The following is an 18,631-nucleotide window of genomic DNA, read 5'->3' as shown; positions in this document are numbered from 1 at the left end:
CGTGACTGACGCGGTGAAGACGCACTGCCCGTACTGCGCTCTGCAGTGCGGCATGGAGATCAGTCCTGAGCTGGCCATCAAGCCCAGGACCGACATCCCGGCCAACGCCTCGGGCGCGCTGTGCCAGAAGGGATGGACGGCAGGCGAGCTGCTCACCAACGGCGAGCGCCTGACCACCCCCCTCCTGCACGGCGAGCCCGCGGAGTGGGATGTGGCGCTCGACTACGTCGCGTCCCGGTTGTCCGCCATCCGCGCCGAGCACGGCCCCGACGCCGTGGCCGTGTTCGGCGGGGGCGGCCTGACGAACGAGAAGGCCTACACGCTCGGCAAGTTCGCCAGGGTCGCGCTGGGCACCAGCCAGATCGACTACAACGGCCGCTTCTGCATGTCGTCGGCCGCCGCGGCATCGATCAAGGCGTTCGGCATGGACCGCGGGATGCCGTTCCCGATCACCGACCTGGCCGAGGCCGACATCGTGCTGCTGGCCGGCGGGAACGTCGCCGAGACCATGCCGCCGTTCGTCCGCCACCTGTCGGGCCCGCGCATGATCGTCATCGACCCGCGGCGCAGCCAGACCGCCAAGCTGGCCTGGCTGCACCTGCAGCCCACGCCCGGCACCGACCTGGCGCTCGCGCTGGGGCTCCTGCACATGCTGATCGCCGAAGAGCTCGTGGACGAGGAGTACGTCGCCGCCCGCACCACCGGGTTCGACGAGGTACGCACCTCGCTCGCCTCCTGGTGGCCGGAGCGGGTCGAGCGGATCACCGGGGTGCCCGTCTACCGGATGCGGCAGGCCGTCCGGGCCATGGCCGCGGCCGGCAAGGCGTACATCCTGACCGGGCGCGGCGCCGAGCAGCACGCCAAGGGCACCGACACCGTCACCGCGTTCATCAACCTCGCCCTCGCGCTCGGCCTGCCGGGCAGGCACGGCTCCGGCTACGGCTGCGTGACCGGGCAGGGCAACGGGCAGGGCGGCAGGGAACACGGCCAGAAGGCCGACCAGCTGCCCGGCTATCGCAAGATCGACGACCCGGCGGCACGCGAGTACGTCGCCGGCGTGTGGGGCGTGCCCGCCGAGTCGCTGCCGGGGCCGGGGCGGTCGGCGTACGAGCTGCTCGACGCCCTCGGCACCCCGGAAGGGCCGAAGGCGATGCTGCTGTTCGGGTCCAACCCGGTGATCTCCGCGCCGGCCGCGGAGCACATCGCCGAGCGCATCGCGTCGCTGGATCTGCTCGTGACCTGCGACTTCGTCATGTCGGAGACCGCGGCGATGGCCGATGTGGTCTTCCCGGTGACGCAGTGGGCCGAGGAGACCGGCACCATGACCAACCTCGAGGGCCGCGTCCTGCTGCGCAACCGGGCCGTCACGCCGCCCGAGGGCGTCAGGAGCGACCTGGACGTCCTCGCCGGTCTCGCCGAGCGGCTCGGGCACCGCCTGGAGACCGACCCGCCCAAGGTGTTCGACGAGCTGCGCCGCGCCAGCAAGGGCGGGGCCGCGGACTACTCCGGCATCACCTACGAGCGCATCACCGAGGAGAAGGGCGTGTTCTGGCCCTGCCCCTCGACCGAGCACCCGGGCACGCCCCGGCCGTTCCTCGACTCCTTCGCCACTCCGGACGGGCGCGCCAGGTTCGTGCCCGTCCAGCACCGGCCGGCGGCCGAGGAGACCGACGAGGACTACCCCGTGTACCTGAGCACGGGACGGGTGCTGGCGCACTACCAGAGCGGCGCGCAGACCCGCAGGATCGCCTCGCTCGTCAAGGCCGCGCCCGAGCCGTTCGTCGAGATCCACCCGGACCTCGCCGAGCAGCTCGACATCACGGCCGGTGACGTGGTGCGGGTCAGCAGCAGGAGAGGCGAGGCCAAGGCCGTCGCCAGGATCAGCGACGCCATCAGGCGCGACACCGTGTTCATGCCCTTCCACTGGGAGGGCGCCAACCGGCTCACCAACCCGGCCCTCGACCCGACGTCGAGGATGCCGGAGTTCAAGGTCTGCGCGGTCAGGGTGGAGAGGGACTCATGAGGCTCGTCGTCGTGGGGAACGGGATGGCCGGATCGCGGCTTGTCAGCGAGGTGCGCACCCGCGACCCCCACATGAAGATCACCATTTTCGGCGCGGAGACGTGCCAGCCGTACAACCGGGTGCTGCTGTCCAACGTGCTCGCCGGCAGCTCGCGCCCGGAGCAGGTGCGGCTGCTCGACTCCTCCTGGTACGCCGCCCACAACGTCGAAGCCGCTTTCGGCAGCGCGGTCGCCCACATCGACAGGGACACCAGGCACGTCGTCACCGAGGACGGGCGGCGCGAGCCGTACGACCTGCTGGTGCTGGCCACCGGCAGCGACGCCATCGTGCCGCCGATCCCCGGCGTGGAGCGGGCGATCCCGTTCCGCACCCTCGACGACTGCGAGCGCATCATGCACAAGGCCGAGCAGGCCCGCCGGGCGGTGGTCATCGGTGGCGGGCTGCTCGGCATCGAGGCCGCCCGCGGCCTGGCCGGGCGCGGCCTGCCCGTCACGCTGCTGCACCTGGCCGGGCACCTCATGGAGCGCCAGCTCGACGTCGAGGCCGGCGAAGTGCTCGGCGAGACGCTGGCCGGGCTCGGCGTCGACATCCGCACCGGCGTCTCCACCTCGTCCGTGGACGACGACGGCGTCCGGCTCGACGACGGCGAGCTGATCGAGGCCGATCTGGTCGTGCTGGCCTGCGGCGTGCGCCCCATCACGGGCCTGGCCGCCGAGGCCGGGCTGGAGGTGCGCCGCGGCGTCGTCGTGGACGACGAGCTGCGCACCGACGACCCGTCGATCTTCGCCATCGGCGAGTGCGCCGAGCACGACGGCACCGTGTACGGCCTCGTCGCCCCCGCCTGGGAGCAGGCCTCCGTGGCCGCCGACGTCATCACCGGCGGCAAGAGCCTCTACCGCGGCTCGCGGCTCGTCACCCGGCTCAAGGCCAGGAGCGTCGAGCTGGCCGCCATGGGCGAGACCCACCTCACCGAGGAGCACGCCGAGGTCGTGCGCTTCAGTCACCGGGCCCGCGGCACCTACCGCAAGCTCGTCATCCGCGACGGCCGCCTGGTCGGCGCGATCGTGCTGGGCGAGAGCGACGCCGTCGGCACGCTCACCCAGCTCTTCGACCGTGGCGGGCCGGTGCCGGGGGATCGGGCGGGGCTGCTGTTCCCCGGGTTGTCGTCGGCGACGCCCGTGGCCGACAGCCCGACGCTCATGCCCGACGCGGCCAAGGTCTGCCAGTGCAACAACGTGACCAAGGGTCAGATCAGGGCGTGCTGGGAGGCGGGGGCGCGCGACGTGGCCGGCGTCGCGGCCGCGACCAGGGCCACCACCGGGTGCGGAACCTGCCGCGACGCCGTGGAAGGCATCGTGAGCTGGCTGTGCGAGCAGGAAGGGATTTCAGTATGAGCAGGATCGTCGTCGTTGGGTACGGGCCGACGGCCCACCGGCTCGTCGAAACCCTCACGAGCAAGGGCTTCGACGGGCGGATCACCGTGATCGGGGAGGAGCCCCGGCCCGCGTACGACCGGGTGGCCCTGACCTCCTACCTGTCGGGCACCACCGCGGAAGACCTCACCTACGACGTGCCCGCGGGCACGGTGACCAGGCTGAACACCCGGGTCACCGTCATCGACAGGGACGCCAAGCACGTGGTCACCGCCGACGGTGACACCGAGCCGTACGACGTGCTCGTGCTGGCCACCGGCTCCGCGCCGTTCGTCCCGCCGGTGCCCGGGGCCGAGCACGCCTTCGTCTACCGCACGCTCGAGGACCTGGACGCGATCAGGGTGGCCGCCAAGGACGCGGCCGAAGGCGTCGTGGTCGGCGGCGGGCTGCTCGGCCTGGAGGCCGCCGACGCGTTGCGGGCGCTCGGGTTGAAGGCGCACATCGTCGAGATGAGCCCGTGGCTGATGCCGCGGCAGGTCGACGAGGGCGGCGGCTCGGTGCTCAAGCAGCACATCGAGGGGCTCGGGCTGAGCGTGCACGCCGGGGCCGGCGTCCAGGAGATCGTCACCGACCACGACGGCCAGGTCACCGGGCTGCGCAAGCCGGACGGGACGCTCGTGGAGGCGCAGGTCGTGGTGTTCTCGGCCGGCATCCGGCCGCGGGACGAGCTGGCCAGGTCGAGCGGGCTGGAGGTGGGCGAGCGGGGTGGCATCGTGGTCGACTCCGCGATGCTCACGTCCGACCCCGCCATTTACGCCGTGGGCGAGTGCGCGCTGGCCGGTGGGATGATCTACGGACTGGTCGGGCCGTGCAACACGATGGCCGAGGTGGCGGCCGACCGGATCATGGGCGGGTCCTCGACATTCGAGGGCGCCGACATGTCCACGAAGCTCAAGCTGCTCGGCGTGGAGGTCGCGCAGTTCGGGTCCATGACCGGGGCGCTGGACGTCACCTACATGGACCCGGTGGGCGGCGTCTACAAGAAGCTGTTCATCAGCGACGACGCGCAGACGCTGCTCGGCGGCATCTGCGTGGGCGACGCCTCGCCGTACACGCAGCTGCGGCCCTTCGTCGGCAAGGCGCTGCCGGCCTCGCCGTCCGACCTGCTCTTCAGCGGTGCCGGAGCCAACCTGGACCTGCCGGACGAGGCGCAGGTCTGCTCCTGCAACAACGTGTGCGCGGGCGACATCCGCACCGCCATCGCCGACAAGGGCTGCACCGACGTCCCCGGGCTCAAGGCCTGCACCCGCGCCGGCACCACCTGCGGCAGCTGCGTGCCGATGCTCAAGCAGCTGCTGGAGAAGTCGGGCGTCGAGGTCAGCAAGGCGCTGTGCGAGCACTTCACGTACTCGCGGGCCGAGCTGTTCGACATCGTCCGCGTCCGCAACATCACGACGTTCTCCCAGCTCATCACCGAGCACGGGCAGGGCAGGGGCTGCGACATCTGCAAGCCGGCCGTGGCCTCGATCCTGGCCTCGCTGCACAACGGGCACGTGCTGGAGGGCGAGCGGGCCGCGCTGCAGGACACCAACGACGCCTTCCTGGCCAACATGCAGAAGAACGGCACCTACTCGGTCGTGCCGCGCATCCCCGGCGGCGAGATCACCCCGGAGAAGCTCATCGTGATCGGCGAGGTCGCCCGCGACTTCGGCCTCTACACGAAGATCACCGGTGGGCAGCGGATCGACCTGTTCGGCGCCCGCGTCGACCAGCTGCCGGAGATCTGGCGGCGGCTGGTGGAGGCCGGGTTCGAATCCGGGCACGCCTACGGCAAGGCCCTGCGGACGGTGAAGTCCTGCGTGGGCTCGACCTGGTGCCGCTACGGCGTGCAGGACTCCGTCGGCCTGGCCATCGCACTGGAGCTGAGGTATCGCGGCCTGCGCTCGCCGCACAAGCTCAAGTCCGCCGTCTCCGGCTGCGCCCGCGAATGCGCCGAGGCCCGGTCGAAGGACTTCGGCATCATCGCCACCGAGAAGGGCTGGAACCTGTACGTCGCCGGCAACGGCGGCTTCAAGCCCCGCCACGCCGACCTGCTGGCCGGCGACCTGTCCACCGAAGAGCTCATCAGGACCATCGACCGGTTCCTGATGTTCTACATCCGCACGGCCGACCGGCTCCAGCGCACCTCGACCTGGCTGGAGTCCCTGGAAGGCGGGCTCGACTACCTACGGGAGGTGATCATGGAGGACTCGCTCGGGATCTGCGCCGACCTCGACGCGCAGATGGAGCACCACACCGCGACCTACGCCGATGAGTGGGCCGCCACCCTGGACGACCCGGAGAAGCTGAGCAGGTTCGTCAGCTTCGTCAACGCACCCGGCGTCCCCGACCCGTCGATCGTCTTCGAGCAGGAGCGCGGCCAGATCAAGCCGGTGATGGCCCGATGAGCTGGACGCCGATCTGCGACTACGACAAGCTGCTGCCGGAGCGCGGCGTCTGCGCACTGGTGGACGGCCGGCAGGTGGCCGTCTTCCGGACCTACGACGGCACGCTGCACGCGCTGGACAACCTCGACCCGTTCAGCGGGGCGTACGTGCTCTCGCGCGGCATCGTCGGCACCAGGAAGGGGGAGCCCACGGTGGCCTCGCCGCTGCACAAGCAGGTGTTCTCGCTGGTGTCCGGCGTGTGCCTGGACGAGAAGGACGTGGCGGTGCCCGTCTATTCGGTACGGGTGGCCGGCGGGCACGTAGAGGTGAGCGTCTAGGACGCACGAGGACCAGGCCCAAGCCGTTCGCTCGCACGACGGCTTGGGCCTTTTTCGCTGGCTCGTCAGTCCCTGCCCGTCTCCGCCGGTGGGTAGACGTGCGGGCTGCGGTGGGCCGCAGGCAGCACACAGCGCCGTCCCGCCTCCACGCTGTCACAGCGCTCGGCGTCCTCGCGCTGGGGGAGAGGCTCGGGGTTCACCTGTGTACGCGACACTGGACGGACGCTATCGGCGACACTCGGTGCTCTGGTCTCGTAGTGGCAACGATCGCAGCTCTGAACGGTCTCGCTAAAACCGGTCATTTGGTCTAGTAATACCGGTCGAGGTAAAGGAGGCGTGCAAAGTGCCTAAATCGCGCATTCGGCCACGAGTGTCGCGGGCATCTAGCGGCCATGAGCACGATTTCTCAGCGCAGGGCGCTTCTGATGGCCGCGATCATTCCCGCCATGCTGCTGGCGGGCTGTGCCGCGGGGGGTAGCGGCACTCAAGCCATGAAGGGGGCGGCGAGTCCGGCGACGCCGACCGAGGACATGATGTCGCCACCAGAGGAAACGCCAACCGAGACGGACGCCACCGACACCGCCTCGCCGGGCGCCGCCGAGCCGCGGCAGGCCGTCGAAGGGTTCTTCAACGCGCTCAAATCGGGGAACCTGGACCAGGTCGCAGGCGCGTTCGCCGACGACGCGGTGGTCGCCGTGGACGGGCAGGCCACGGCGGAGGGCACCGACGCGATCCGCACGCTCTTCCAGGGCAAGCTCAACGAGATGAAGCAGGCCACCCACACCATCGAAGAGGACCGCACGCTCGGCACCGAGGACGCCGTCGTCACCGCGACGAGCAAGCAGGGGCAGGCCAACCTCCGCGAGCTGTTCCTGCTCTCCAAGGACGGCGAGCAGTGGAAGATCTCGCACTACATGAACAACCAGGCCGGCTGAACGCCGGGGGAGCGGCGCTAATGCTGCGCCGTGTCGCCGGGGATGCGGGGCGTGATTCGCTGCTGGTCGACCAGTGCGAGATAGACGGCGAAGGCGCCCCGCGCCCACATGTCGGCTTGTCGCGTGGTCAGCCTGATCTCCTCGCCCTCATGCGAGACGATCACATATCCGCCCAGAGGCATCCGGCGCCATGCGACGAGGACGTTTTCGTAGACGAGCACGTCGAGCATCGCACCCAGGTATCGACGTCCGGCGGCGGACACGGCGTAAGCCTCCTCGCTCCTCGCCGAATTCTCGCCTTGCCTCCATTGTGCGCGTCGTATCGGAAAATGGCGCGTTTTCTGGAACCTCGTCCTCCCAGGCGGTGTATCACCGTCGGAGGTGGTCCCATGAAGAGGATGCTGGCGGTGTTACCCGCCATGTTGGCCGCCATGGTGGCGGCTCTGGTCACAGGGACTGTTCCGGCCGGTGCGGCGGGGAATTGGGCGGTCACGTACATGGATCCGCTGCCGGGCGGCCTCGCCGGCGGCAAGCCGTACACGCTGGGGTTCTGGGTGCTGCAGCACGGCAACCACCCCTTCGAGGGGGAGCTCGGGACCGTCGGGCTGCGGCTCACCGGGGAGGACGGGAAGAGCTTGATGTTCGAGGGCACAGCCCTTCCCGAAGCGGGGCACTACGCCACGTCGGTGGTCGTGCCGGAGGGCGTGTGGAAGGTCGAGGGCATCCAGGGGATCTTCCAGCCGCACGAGGTGGGAGACCTCAGCGTGCCGGGCGGGCTGAAGGTCAAGCCCGTGCAGCAGGGGCCGATCGAGGCCTTCGTGCAGCAGCGGACGGACTACTGGGATGCCGTGCGCCCGCCAGGGTTCCCTGACCTGCCCGGCGACAAGGTGACGGTCCGGACCGGCCAGGGACTGCCCACGGCGGCGCCTCCGGTGGAGACGGCGGCGCCTCAGCAAGCGACGGCGCCTGAGCAAGCGGCGGCGAAGGAGCAGGCGCGGGGCTCCGGTGGGGTGCCCGCCTACACCCTGGCGCTCGCGGCCCTCGGAGGCGCGCTGCTCGCGGTGGCGGCGCTGCGCCTTCCCCGGCGGAAGGACAGAAAGGACGACCGGCAGGATCCGCCCGTGGACTCGTCGTCGGAGACGATCGTCATCGGCTAGCGCATCCTCACGATGAACCGGCGGATCTTGCGGAGGTCGCGTAGCCGGTGCTCGTACGTCGCACCGGTGAACAGCAGGAACGCGCCTGCCAGCGCGATCGGCACCCAGCGTGGGCCCTCGCCCATCAGCTCGGCGAGGGCCGGCGCGAACTCGTGCGCCGCCGTCACCACCAGCACCGCCCCGCCGAGGATCAGTGGCGCCTGCAGCCGCGCCCATGCCCCGGCCATGGTCGCGGCGAAGGCGGCCACGCCCAGCAGCAGCGGCCTGGTCAGGCCGGGGTCGTTCCAGGCCGCGTACGCGCTCGGCAGGAACGTCAGCGCCAGCGCCGTGCCGTAGCCGAGCCAGGAGGACATTCCGGGATCGCGCCGCCTGGCCAGCCACGCCGCCACCAGCCCGGCCACGGACAGGGAAACGGTGTACGCCTCGGGAGCCGTGACGTCCGAGATCGCCAGCCGGAGCCAGAGGGCGAACTGCAACAGGATGAGCCCGCCCCAGGCGACCGGCCGTCGATCGGGCCGCAGGGCGACGGCGAGCGCGAGCACGCCGGTGCAGGTCAGTGCGAGGCTCAGCCAGTCGGGGTCGGCCTGGGTCAGGATCAGCCCGATCGCGGCCAGGGACCACCCGGGCACCTCCACCGCGACCGCCACACCACCCCCGGTTCCTGTCCCCGGTGCCGCCGCATCGCCGTCGTCGGCGGCGGGGCGGCGGGCCAGGGCGGCGGACACGACGGCGGACAACGCCGCGACGGCGAGTGCCCCGAAGCCCGCCCCCTCCGCCCGGAACCCCGCCGACAACGCTGAGGCGATCGCCAGCGCGCCCGTCGCGACGGTGGCCGAGGCGGCGGCGCCGGTACGCGCCTTGTCGTTGCGGGCCAGGACCGCGGTCACGACTCCCAGCACCGCGACCCCGGCCGGCACCACCAGCGTGGACGTCTCCGCGTCCAGCGACCAGACGACCAGATGCACACCGAGGCCGACCGCCAGCACCCCGGCGGCTCCCGCCCGCGGGCCGAGCGCGGCCTGCGCGGCCAGCGCCACCAGCATGACCCCGTAGAACGCCAGTGTCCCCGGGTACGGCAGGTCCGCCACGGCGGGCACGAGCACGAGGCACAAGGCCGCCCCCACCGTGGCCGCCGCCCGCCCGGCGAGCGCCCCGGCCAGCCCTCGAGCAACGATCACGCCGGTGACCGCCACGAAGACCCCCACCCCCAAAGCGGTCTCCACCCCCGACAAAGCGAACCCCTCCGGCTCGAACTCGAGCGGCTCCCCCCGCGGCCCGACCCACACATGGGCCAGCGCGCTGGTGGACCACCCATCGAACCGCTCGCCCCACGGATGGCCGGCCCCTGCGTAGGGCCGCAGCAAAACCGTCCCCCAACTCGCCAGATGCGGCAGGACGGCCGCCCCCGACACCACCCCCGCCAGCACGTACGCGCCCGTCCTCGTGCTGTTCCGCAGCCGCCCCGCCGCACCGGCCAGTGCGAGCGCGCCCACCGCCAGCACCAGCGACAGCCGTGCCGGATCATCCCCGGTCAGCACCATGGTGACCAGCCACAGCACCAGCGCCGTCGCACCCGCCGGGGCCGCGACGGCGCCGGGCAGGACCGGCAGCGCGGCGGCCCGCGACAACAGCACCGCCACCAGCAGCAGGACCAGCGCGGCGTTCTCGGGGCCGAGCCCACCGCCGAGCGCGGCGGCCACGCTCTCCGCCCCCACGGCCAGCCCGGTCACGGCCGAGGCGACGCTCGTGACCGGCGAGCCCTTGCCCCGGATCGCGCAGAACACGCCGGTCACCACGATCGCCGCCAGCACGGCGAGCGTCGCCGTACGGTCGGCCAGCGACCAGGAGACGGCCAGCGTCGCCGTCCACAGCCCGGCGCTGCCCACGGCCGACCGGCTCACCGCCGACCAGAGCGCCAGCCCGGCCGTGAGCGCGACGAGGAAGGCCAGCGCCGTCCAGTACGGCAGGTCCGCCGCCACCGGCAGCGTCGTGGCCGCCAGCGGGAACACGATCCTCGCCACCCCCATCGCCGCCGGCCTCCCCCAGCGTGCCCAGGCGGCGAGCGTCCCGGCGGCGCCCGCCAGCACCAGCACGGGGAGCAACAGGGGCTGCTCCTGCCACGGACCCGAAGGGCTGAGCGCCTGCCTGGCCCCTTCCGCGGCGCCCGCCCACGCGTGCGTCACCCATTGGTACGGGCCCACGAGCGCCGGCACGACGGCCGTGCTCACCGCCAGGGGCGCGAGTGCGGCCAGCACGCACGCCTCGATCGCCGCCGCCGTGCGCCACGGGCCCCTGGGCCGCCGCCACGCCGAGGCCGCCGCCAGGACCGCGCCGATCGCCAGCACGAGCGACACCAGCTCACCGCGCATGCCCTGCTGCGCGAGCGTGAACAACCCCACGGCCACGGCCGCGGCCTCGACCGCCGTACGCCCGCCCGGCTTGACCGTCCTGGTGAGCCGGTCCAGGCAGCCGAGCGCGAGCGTGACGGTGGTGCGGCGCGCCCGTACGACGGCGGCCGCCAGCTTGCGGGACGGCCGCGTCACGACCAGCGTCGCCGCGCGGACGCCGAGCAGCACGAACGCCGCCGCAGGCCGGTTTTCGAACAACCCCCAGACGAGCAGGCCCGCCGCCAGCGTCGCCCCGGCGCCGCCCACGGCCTGCACCGCCTGCGGGCGGGCGGCGACGGCACCGGCCGCCAGAATCAGCATGAGCCCGGCCGCCACCCCGATGGTGGCCTCCCGATCGGCCACCGCCCAGCACATCGCCAGCACGGCCACATACCCGCCCAGCCACAGCGCAGTCCGGCCGTGCGGCGTCAGCGTCCCCGGCGTGCCGGTCTGCCGGGCGGCCGTCAGGAGCAGCGCGCCGGCCAGGGCGACGAGCACCGCCAGCGCCGCCTCGTACGGCATGCCCGTCGCCACCGGGGTCGTCAGCACGGCGAGCGAGACGAACTCCAGCCGGACCGTGCGGCGGACCCCGGCGGTCCACGTCTGAGCCCTGGACGGCACCAGGGTCACCGCCAGCGCCACCGCACCCATCACCAGCGGGGTGGCGGCCGTGTCGTTCCACAGGGAGTCGTCGGGCCCGAGCACGTTCGCGGCAAGGCCGCCCACGTCCGACCAGACCGACGACAGCCAGGTCAACGGCGCCAGCGCGGCCGTGGCCACGGCAGGCACCTTCGACAGGACCGAGGCGACCAGAGCCAGCACGGCGCCGGTACGCATGCCGTCGCGCAGCCGTACCGGGAAGGTGAGCGTGGCGGCGAGGACGAGGCACGCGCCGTACGCGGTGACGGCGGCCTGCCAGGAGGCGGGCACCAGCGACGCGGGCACCACGCAGATCGCGCCCATCGCGGCGAGAGAGCCGCAGGTGGCGATCAGCTGGCGTGCCGCCTGCCCGCGTGTCGAGGCAGCCCAGAGCAGTGCCACCACGGAGGCGGCGGCCAGGATGAGGGCGGCGACCGGCGGCGGCGTCGTGGACCAGGGGTCGCCGCCGCCGATCTCCTGGAGCAGGATCAGGCCTGTGCCGAGGAGCCAGGCGAAGGAGCCCGCGACGGCCGCGGTCACGTACTCGATGGCCGCTCGCGTCCGGCGGGCCCACTGCCACAGGATCAGGTCGACGGCGGCGGTCGCGATCAGCGCCGCGTGGTACCAGGCCGATCCGGTGTGGCCCTCCGCCTCCATGGCGAGTCCGGCCAGCGGGAGCGGCACCTGGGCCAGGACGATCGCGACCGGGGTGGGCAGGCGCAGCGGGGCCCACCAGCCGTACAGTGCCCAGCCCAAGGCGAGCGCGGCACCGCCGAGCGACAACCCCCAGAGCGGGTCCAGGCCCGGCCCGCCGGATGAGCCGCCGCCGTCGAAGACCTGCATGACCGCGACGCCGTCCAGAGGGACCAGCACGAGGCCGACCAGGGCCACGGTCTCGGCGGTCGCGACCAGCCGGCGGCGGGCCAGCAGCCAGGGGGCGGCCAGCACGGCGAGCGTGAACACGCTCAGGATGAGCGCACGCAGCGCGGGGACCTGCCAGCTCACCAGCGTGAACACCACGGCGGCGATCGACAGGAGCACGCCGCCGAGCAGCAGCAACAGGTTCTGCACCGCCCGATGCGACAGATCCCGCCGTGGCGCCTTCCCACCGGTCTCGACCCTCGCTTCCGCGCCGTGCCGAGCTTCCGCGCCGTGCCGAGCGTCCGTGCCGGTCCGCGCGCCCTTGTCGGTCCGCGCGCCGGCGTGCGTTGTGGCGGCGTGCGTTGTGGCGGCGTTCGTTGTGGTGGTGCCGGTCGCAGAGGCGGTGGCCGGCGTCCCGGTGTCTGTGGCGCGCGTCCGATCAAAGTGGGCGGGTGCGGGCGCTCGGCTGGCGGCGCGCAGGGCGGCGAGGGCCTCGTCGCGGCGGGTCACCAGCGCCGCCCGGCGCTCCTCCCACTCGGTGAGCGCGGCCACCGCGGCGAGATAGGCGTCGGCGGCGGGGCCGCGCAGGAGCAGCCGGCACTCGGGACAGGCGGCAGGCAGCGGGCGGCCGGGCAGGGCAGCACCGCTCCTCGGCACGGCGGCGTCGGGCCCTGGCGGGGCGGTACGGGGCCGGGGCGAGGTGGTGCGGGCGCCGGGTAGAGCCGGGTCGAGGCCGGGCAGCATGGTGCCGCAGCCGGGACAGGTAGGCGTCGTCCCATCCATGCGGTGAACCTCCCGAAGATCGGGTCGTTCACGACCTTGCCGCACGAGATCACGCTTTGTCTGGTAATCAGAAAAGCCGCTATGCGCTCGTGACAGAAGCCGGCGGGCGCGGCGTCAGAGCTCGCGTTCCTGGGCGTCCAAGATGGCGACCGACACCGCGACCGCCCGCGCCGGGTCCCCGTCCTCGATTGCCCGCAGCAACTCCCCGTGCGAGGTGTCCGGCTCCAGCATCGCCTCCTCCTGATCCCGCACACTGTCGCGCAGCGCGTCGCTCATGCTCCGGTAGAGGTCGGCAAGCAGCGCGTTGTGCGCCGCGTCGGCCACCAGCACATGGAAGGCGACGTCCGCGTCCGCGTAGCCGTCCAGATCGCCGGCCCGCCCCGCCGCGTCCCGCCGGGCCAGCGTCTCGCGCAGCGCGACCAGGTCCTCCTCGGTGCGCCGGCCGGCCGCCAGGCGGGCCGCGACGAGGTCGAGCCCGCGGCGCACGTCGATGATGTCCATGGCGGCCGCCGTGTCCAGCCGCCGGCGCAGCGCGACCTTGGACTCGTCGGTGGCGGTCACGTACGTGCCGTCGCCCTGCCGGGTGTGCAGCAGCCCGGCATGGGCCAGCACCCGGACCGCCTCGCGCACGGACAGCCGGCTCATGCCCAGGCTCTGGGCGAGCTGGCTCTCGGACGGGATCTTCGTGCCGACGGGCCACGCCCCGCGGGCGATCTCCCGGCGGAGCTCGTCGATGGCGGCGTCAACGAGCGAGGTCCGAGCGACGTTTCGCATGCAATCCTCTTCCCATTTCGGCTGGGGAGTCCACCCTAAGCGCTGATCAGGCCAGCTCGGCGGCCAGGCGCTCGATCGTGTCGCGGCCCTCGAGCGGACGCAGCCAGGCGGGCGGCAGGGCGGCGGCGCCGTGCAGTGTGCCCAGCAGGTTGCCGCACACCGAGCCGGTCGAGTCGCTGTCCCCGGAGTGGTTGACCGACAGCAGCAGCGCACGTTCGACGGAGGTCTCGGCCAGCGCGCAGTAGACGCCTATGGCCAGCGCCTCCTCGGCGACCCACGCGCCGCCCAGGGACTCCACCCGCTCGGGTGAGGGCGGGCCACCGAGCTCGAGCGCCGCGCGCAGCGCCGCCGTGGTCTCCTCGTGCGCCGGGTAGCCGGCCAGCAGCTCCAGCGCGCGGTGCACGGCGGGTTCGAGGGCCTCGCCCGACATCAGGTACGCGATGATCGCCGCGAACGCCCCCGCCGCCAGATAGCCGGTGGGATGGCCGTGGGTGATCTGCGCACACGCCGCCGCCGTCTCGAAGGCGGCCCGGGGGTCGGACGCCGCCCGGACCAGGCCGAACGGGGCCGAGCGCATCACGGTCCCGCAGCCCTTCGAATCCGGGTTGACCGGCCCGGGCTCGCCCAGCGGCGCCGGACCGGGGAAGTGCCGGTGCAGCCCCGACAGGCAGGCGTTGCCCGGCGCCCGGCGGGAGTAGAGCCAGCCCTCCTCCCGCAGCCGCCCCGTGCGGTGGGGGAGATCGGCGGGCGGGGAAGCGTGGTGGCTCTGCGTGTCCAGCCAGCGCAGGTACGCCTCCCGCACGGCCTCGACAACCGGCGCGTCGCCAGCCCCTGCGGCCGGTGATCCGTTAGCGTGATCGGCGCGGACGAGACCCTCGACGGTGAAGAGGGTCATCTGGGTGTCGTCGGTGATAAGGCCGGTCTTGCCGCGCCAATCGGCGACATATCCGGAAATGCCGTCCGTGCCGTGATGCTTGCGGATCTCCCGCAACGATTGAAACTCGATCGGCGCACCGAGCGCGTCACCGATCGCGCCGCCGAGGAGGCAACCCCGGACTCGATCCTGACCATCCATACCCCGGATCTTGTCAGGTCCGGAACCGTCTGAGAGATTGCCATGTATTTTCGCTCACTCGCACGGAGGTCACGCGTGCCACAATTACGCCCGGCCCTCATCGCCGTCGCCCTCACCCTGGCGATCGCGACCCCAGCGCAGGCCACTGCCGGACCTGCCATCACCGTCGAGAACGACCGTACGCAGCCGGTCTTCTCCTACGCGGACGCGATCCGCGAACACGTGTACGTCGAGTCCACCGTCGACAGCGACCTGGACGGCAAGCTCGACAAGGTCCGCGTGGACATCATCAGGCCCAAGGAGTCCGGTCCCGGGCTCAAGGTGCCGGTGATCATCGACGAGAGCCCGTACTACGACAACTCGGGCCGCGGCAACGAAGGCGAGCGGAAGGTCTACGACGCCGCCGGAAATGTCGCGAAATTCCCCCTCTTCTATGACAACTACTTCGTCCCGCGCGGCTACGCCGTCCTCAACGTCGACATGCTCGGCACCACCAAGTCCGAGGGCTGCCCCGACATCGGTGGCAAGGCCGACGTGCTGGGCGGCAAGGCCGTCATCGACTGGCTGAACGGCCGCGCCAAGGCGTACAAGGCCGACGGCACCCCGGCCGTGGCCGACTGGACGACCGGCAACGCCGCCATGATCGGCAAGTCGTACGACGGCACGCTGGCCAACGCCGTCGCCGCCACCGGCGTCGAGGGCCTGAAGACCATCGTGCCGATCTCGGCGATCAGCTCCTGGTACAAGTACCAGCGCTCGAACGGCGTGATCTACAACTACGACTACGCCTCCTGGCTCGCCAACTACGTCGACACCGACCCCGAGGCCAAGTGCCAGCCGGTACGCGACAAGATGGACGCCGAGGACGGTGACGACACCGGCAACTACAACCCGTTCTGGGCCGAGCGCGACTACATCAAGGGCCTGCTCGGCGACGCCTCCCAGGTCAAGGCCAGCGTCTTCGTCATCCACACGGTCAACGACCTCAACGTCAAGCCCGACAACTTCTCCGTCTGGTGGAAGGCCCTGGCCGACCGGGACGTGCCGCGCAAGATCTGGGTCGGCCAGACCCAGCACGTGGACCCGTTCGACTTCGAAGGCCGCAGAGGGGTCTGGGTGGACACCCTGCACCGCTGGTTCGACCACTGGCTGCACGGCGTCAGCAACGGGATCATGCAGGAGCCCCGCGCCGACGTCGAGGTCGGGCCGGCGAAGTGGATCAGCCAGCGCGACTGGCCGGCGCCGTTCGCGATGAAGGCGACGCTGCGTCCGGCGCCCGACGGCTCGCTCGGGCTCAAGCCCGCCGCCAAGGACAGCACCGCGTCGTTCACCGACGTGGCCATGAGCGAGACCGACATGGTGGCCGACGTGGGCACCCCCAAGGCGGGACGGGTGGCGTTCACCACGGGCGCGCTCCCGCTCGACCTGCGCCTGTCCGGCACGCCCACCGCTGACCTGCGGGTCAAGCTCGACAAGCCCACCTCCAACCTGACCGCCCTGCTCGTCGACTTCGGCGAGGACACCCGCGTCGACTGGCGCCGCGGCCAGGGCATCACCACGCTCGCCGAGGAGGACTGCTACGGCGAGAGCACCGCGGCCGACGACGCCTGCTACAAGAAGGTCGTCACCAACGTGGCCACCCGCCCGCTGGAGATCGTCGCCCGCGGCTGGATAGACGTGCAGAACCGTTACTCGCTCAGCCAGGCCGCGCCGCTGCCCGTCGGCACGTACGGCACGGTCAAGTGGCTGACGTTGCCGCAGGACTACATCTTCAAGAAGGGCCACAGGATCGGCCTGGTGATCGCGGGCACCGACGCCACCTACAGCGACGAGGCCGGAACCGGCGCCAACGTCACCGTCGATCTGGCCAAGAGCAGTGTCGTCGTGCCGTTCGCGCTGACCACGCCGCTGGCCGACGTACCGCAGGACAAGGCCAGGTTCCACGGACCCGACCGGATCGAGCTGCCCAAGCCCGAACCCGAGTTCCAGTTCTTCTAAACCGTCCGCGGCCTCGGGCTCTCCGGAGCCCGGGGCCCCTCACCGGCAGTTGCTCCAGCGCACGCCGTCCGCGTCGAGCAGCCGCACGCCCTTGTCCTGGGCCACGGTCCAGGTCACGGAGAGGGCCAAGGTGCCCTTCGCGGTGGTCGTGCCACCGGTACGGGTGCCGTCGCCGGTGGTCTCGCCGGCCCACTGGACGACGTTCCCGCGCCGCACGGTCGCCCGCTCGCCGCAGCCCGGCCGGGTGACCGGCTCCCGCACCCGGAACCGCGTGCCCGACACCGCGATGCCGTCCGTGCCGACCGCCGAGGTGATGGCGCAGCGTCCCGTGCAGGACAGCGCGAACGACCCGGTGCGCTGCGATCCCAGCCACACCGACGCCGGCGACAGCCGCGCCGCTGGTGGCGCGGGTCTGGGCAGATCCGCTTTCCTCGGCACGCTCGTCAGGCCGGCCTTGGCGGCCGTGGTGACCTCCGCCACCCAACGAGACGGAGCTCGGGGCTCCTCCAGCAGCACGCTCGTCTGCGAGGCGGCCTTGGTGATCGTGGCCGGGTGCTCGCGGGCGTTCAGCATCGCCCACACCAGCCCGGCCGCCAGCAGGCCCACACCGAAGATCAGAGCGAGCCTGACCACCGCCCTGACGGGCGCCCCGGCCTCGGGATCGTCGTCGTTGGCGCGGTCGCGCCAGTACTCCTGCCACTGCCGGCCCTGCAGCTCGTCCAGCTCGCCGCTCAGGGTGATCCCGCCGTACCGGATGATCTCGCCGGACGGCTTGTGGAACCCGTTGCTCTCGCCCTTCAGCGCCGCGCTGTAGACGAGCTTGTCGCCGTGAGCGCCGCCGCGGAAGGCCCGGGTGCGGCTCGGCGGCGTGAAGGGATGCCGCCCGCGCACCGGGCGTGCGGCGAGGTGCTCCTGGTCGGCGGCAGCCGCGCCCGCCGCCGACCAGGGCTCTCCCGGATTCGCCGTCGTGGGGTCGGCGATCGGGACGTGCGGCGTGGCCTCCGCGGCCGGAGGCACCGCCGCTGGGCCGGTCCTCGCGGGGCCGGCGTCCAAGGGGCCGGTATCCGCTGGGCCGGCCGCCATCGGGCCGGTGTCCGCGGGGCCGGGCTCGACCAGCAGGCGAGCCTGCGCGGGAAAGCCGTCCACCCGCCACACCGGCCCCTCGCCGGGCAGCGGCTGCGCCGACGCCAGCCGGCTGGGAAGCGTGCCGGGCACCGTCGTGATCGGCAGGCGGCGCAGCAGGGCGCCCGCCGTCATGGTCCTGGGCGCGGCCCGGCAGGTCGAACAGGACTGGATGTGGCGGCCGATCCTGGCCCTGGCCCGCCGGCCGGGGGCCGCGACCCACTCCGCCATCCGCGCCGTCAGATCGGGGCAGCCGTCGCGGCCCCGGGCGGCCATGATCGCGGCGAACCACCCTTCGAGGCCGGCCGCGGCCTGCGCCACGACCGCCCCCACCCGGGCCGCGTCCAGCTCGAAGATCACGGCCAGCTCGGCGTCGGACAGCCCGTGCCGCACCGACAGGTCCAGCAGCTCGCGCTGAGGGCGATCCAGGGACAGCAGGGCCTCGGGCAGCAGCTCCGACATGCGGCCGGGACGCGACCAGGAGCCGATGCTGGCGGGCTTGGCCACGATCGCGCGGTGCGCCCTGGCCAGCCCGTACAACCAGGGCCGGCGCAGGCCCAGGTCCGTGACGCGGTCGGCGTACAGGTGCGCCGTCAGCAGCGCGCCGGCGACGGCTTGCTCGGCGTCGCCCGCGGCGAGCTCCGTGCGGCAGTAGTCGTAGAGCCTGGCTCCATGCTTGTCGCACAGGTCGCGAATGGCCTGGCGAGACTCGTCAGACAGAGTTCGCCACATCCGGCGCA

At 72.4% G+C, this 18,631-nt stretch carries 13 protein-coding genes; 7 read left to right on the top strand and 6 right to left on the bottom strand.

The window, feature by feature from the left end:
* The first annotated feature begins 1 nt into the window (after position 1).
* Genes EDD27_RS29335 through nirD form a run of 4 tightly spaced genes read left to right on the top strand, consistent with a single transcriptional unit; the run spans position 2 to position 6,160 of the window.
* Positions 2–2,023, top strand: coding sequence for a molybdopterin oxidoreductase family protein (locus tag EDD27_RS29335; protein ID WP_127935253.1), 2,022 nt, complete (start codon positions 2–4; stop codon positions 2,021–2,023).
* Complete coding sequence (locus EDD27_RS29330; RefSeq protein WP_127935252.1) at positions 2,020–3,417, top strand: FAD-dependent oxidoreductase; 1,398 nt, start codon at positions 2,020–2,022, stop codon at positions 3,415–3,417. Before EDD27_RS29335 ends, EDD27_RS29330 begins: the two co-directional genes overlap by 4 nt.
* Complete coding sequence (gene nirB, locus EDD27_RS29325; protein WP_127935251.1) at positions 3,414–5,843, top strand: nitrite reductase large subunit NirB; 2,430 nt, start codon at positions 3,414–3,416, stop codon at positions 5,841–5,843. The genes EDD27_RS29330 and nirB overlap by 4 nt, the downstream gene beginning before the upstream one ends.
* Positions 5,840–6,160, top strand: coding sequence for a nitrite reductase small subunit NirD (nirD, locus tag EDD27_RS29320; protein ID WP_127935250.1), 321 nt, complete (start codon positions 5,840–5,842; stop codon positions 6,158–6,160). Before nirB ends, nirD begins: the two co-directional genes overlap by 4 nt.
* Positions 6,161–6,225: 65 nt before the next feature.
* Here the strand turns inward: nirD and EDD27_RS54615 are convergent, their stop codons facing one another.
* Positions 6,226–6,375, bottom strand: a complete 150-nt coding sequence (locus tag EDD27_RS54615) for a hypothetical protein (RefSeq protein ID WP_164903834.1) — start codon at positions 6,373–6,375, stop codon at positions 6,226–6,228.
* Positions 6,376–6,552: 177 nt separating this feature from the next.
* Here EDD27_RS54615 and EDD27_RS29315 point away from each other — a divergent pair, with 177 nt between their 5' ends.
* A complete protein-coding gene (locus EDD27_RS29315) occupies positions 6,553–7,095 on the top strand; it encodes a YybH family protein (RefSeq protein ID WP_127935249.1) in 543 nt (180 codons plus the stop codon).
* 17 nt (positions 7,096–7,112) lie between these two features.
* Here EDD27_RS29315 and EDD27_RS29310 read toward each other — a convergent pair whose 3' ends face one another.
* On the bottom strand, positions 7,113–7,358 hold the full coding sequence (locus EDD27_RS29310) for a hypothetical protein (RefSeq protein WP_127935248.1): 246 nt from the start codon (positions 7,356–7,358) through the stop codon (positions 7,113–7,115).
* Between the two features lie 126 nt (positions 7,359–7,484).
* Between EDD27_RS29310 and EDD27_RS29305 the strand changes: the two genes are divergently transcribed.
* Entirely contained in the window at positions 7,485–8,252 is a 768-nt protein-coding gene (locus EDD27_RS29305; RefSeq protein WP_127935247.1) for a hypothetical protein, read from the top strand.
* Here the strand turns inward: EDD27_RS29305 and EDD27_RS29300 are convergent.
* The 3 genes from EDD27_RS29300 to EDD27_RS29290 form a co-directional block, all read right to left on the bottom strand.
* Entirely contained in the window at positions 8,249–12,922 is a 4,674-nt protein-coding gene (locus EDD27_RS29300; RefSeq protein ID WP_127935246.1) for an SCO7613 C-terminal domain-containing membrane protein, read from the bottom strand. The genes EDD27_RS29305 and EDD27_RS29300 overlap by 4 nt on opposite strands.
* Positions 12,923–13,036: 114 nt before the next feature.
* Positions 13,037–13,696, bottom strand: a complete 660-nt coding sequence (locus EDD27_RS29295; RefSeq protein ID WP_127935245.1) for a FadR/GntR family transcriptional regulator — start codon at positions 13,694–13,696, stop codon at positions 13,037–13,039.
* A 46-nt stretch (positions 13,697–13,742) separates the two neighbouring features.
* Positions 13,743–14,771, bottom strand: coding sequence for an ADP-ribosylglycohydrolase family protein (locus EDD27_RS29290; RefSeq protein ID WP_127935244.1), 1,029 nt, complete (start codon positions 14,769–14,771; stop codon positions 13,743–13,745).
* A gap of 75 nt (positions 14,772–14,846) precedes the next feature.
* Between EDD27_RS29290 and EDD27_RS29285 the strand changes: the two genes are divergently transcribed.
* Complete coding sequence (locus EDD27_RS29285; RefSeq protein ID WP_127935243.1) at positions 14,847–16,769, top strand: Xaa-Pro dipeptidyl-peptidase; 1,923 nt, start codon at positions 14,847–14,849, stop codon at positions 16,767–16,769.
* A 39-nt stretch (positions 16,770–16,808) separates the two neighbouring features.
* Here EDD27_RS29285 and EDD27_RS29280 read toward each other — a convergent pair whose 3' ends face one another.
* Positions 16,809–18,623 carry an RNA polymerase sigma factor gene (locus EDD27_RS29280; protein WP_127935242.1) on the bottom strand — a complete coding sequence of 605 codons (1,815 nt, stop codon included), beginning with the start codon at positions 18,621–18,623 and terminating at the stop codon, positions 16,809–16,811.
* Positions 18,624–18,631: the final 8 nt, after the last annotated feature.

It is taken from the genome of Nonomuraea polychroma (genome assembly GCF_004011505.1).
GTDB classification, from domain to species: Bacteria; Actinomycetota; Actinomycetes; order Streptosporangiales; family Streptosporangiaceae; genus Nonomuraea; species Nonomuraea polychroma.
Note: the sequence above shows the minus strand (reverse complement) of the source record. Positions and strands in the feature narration are given on the sequence as shown.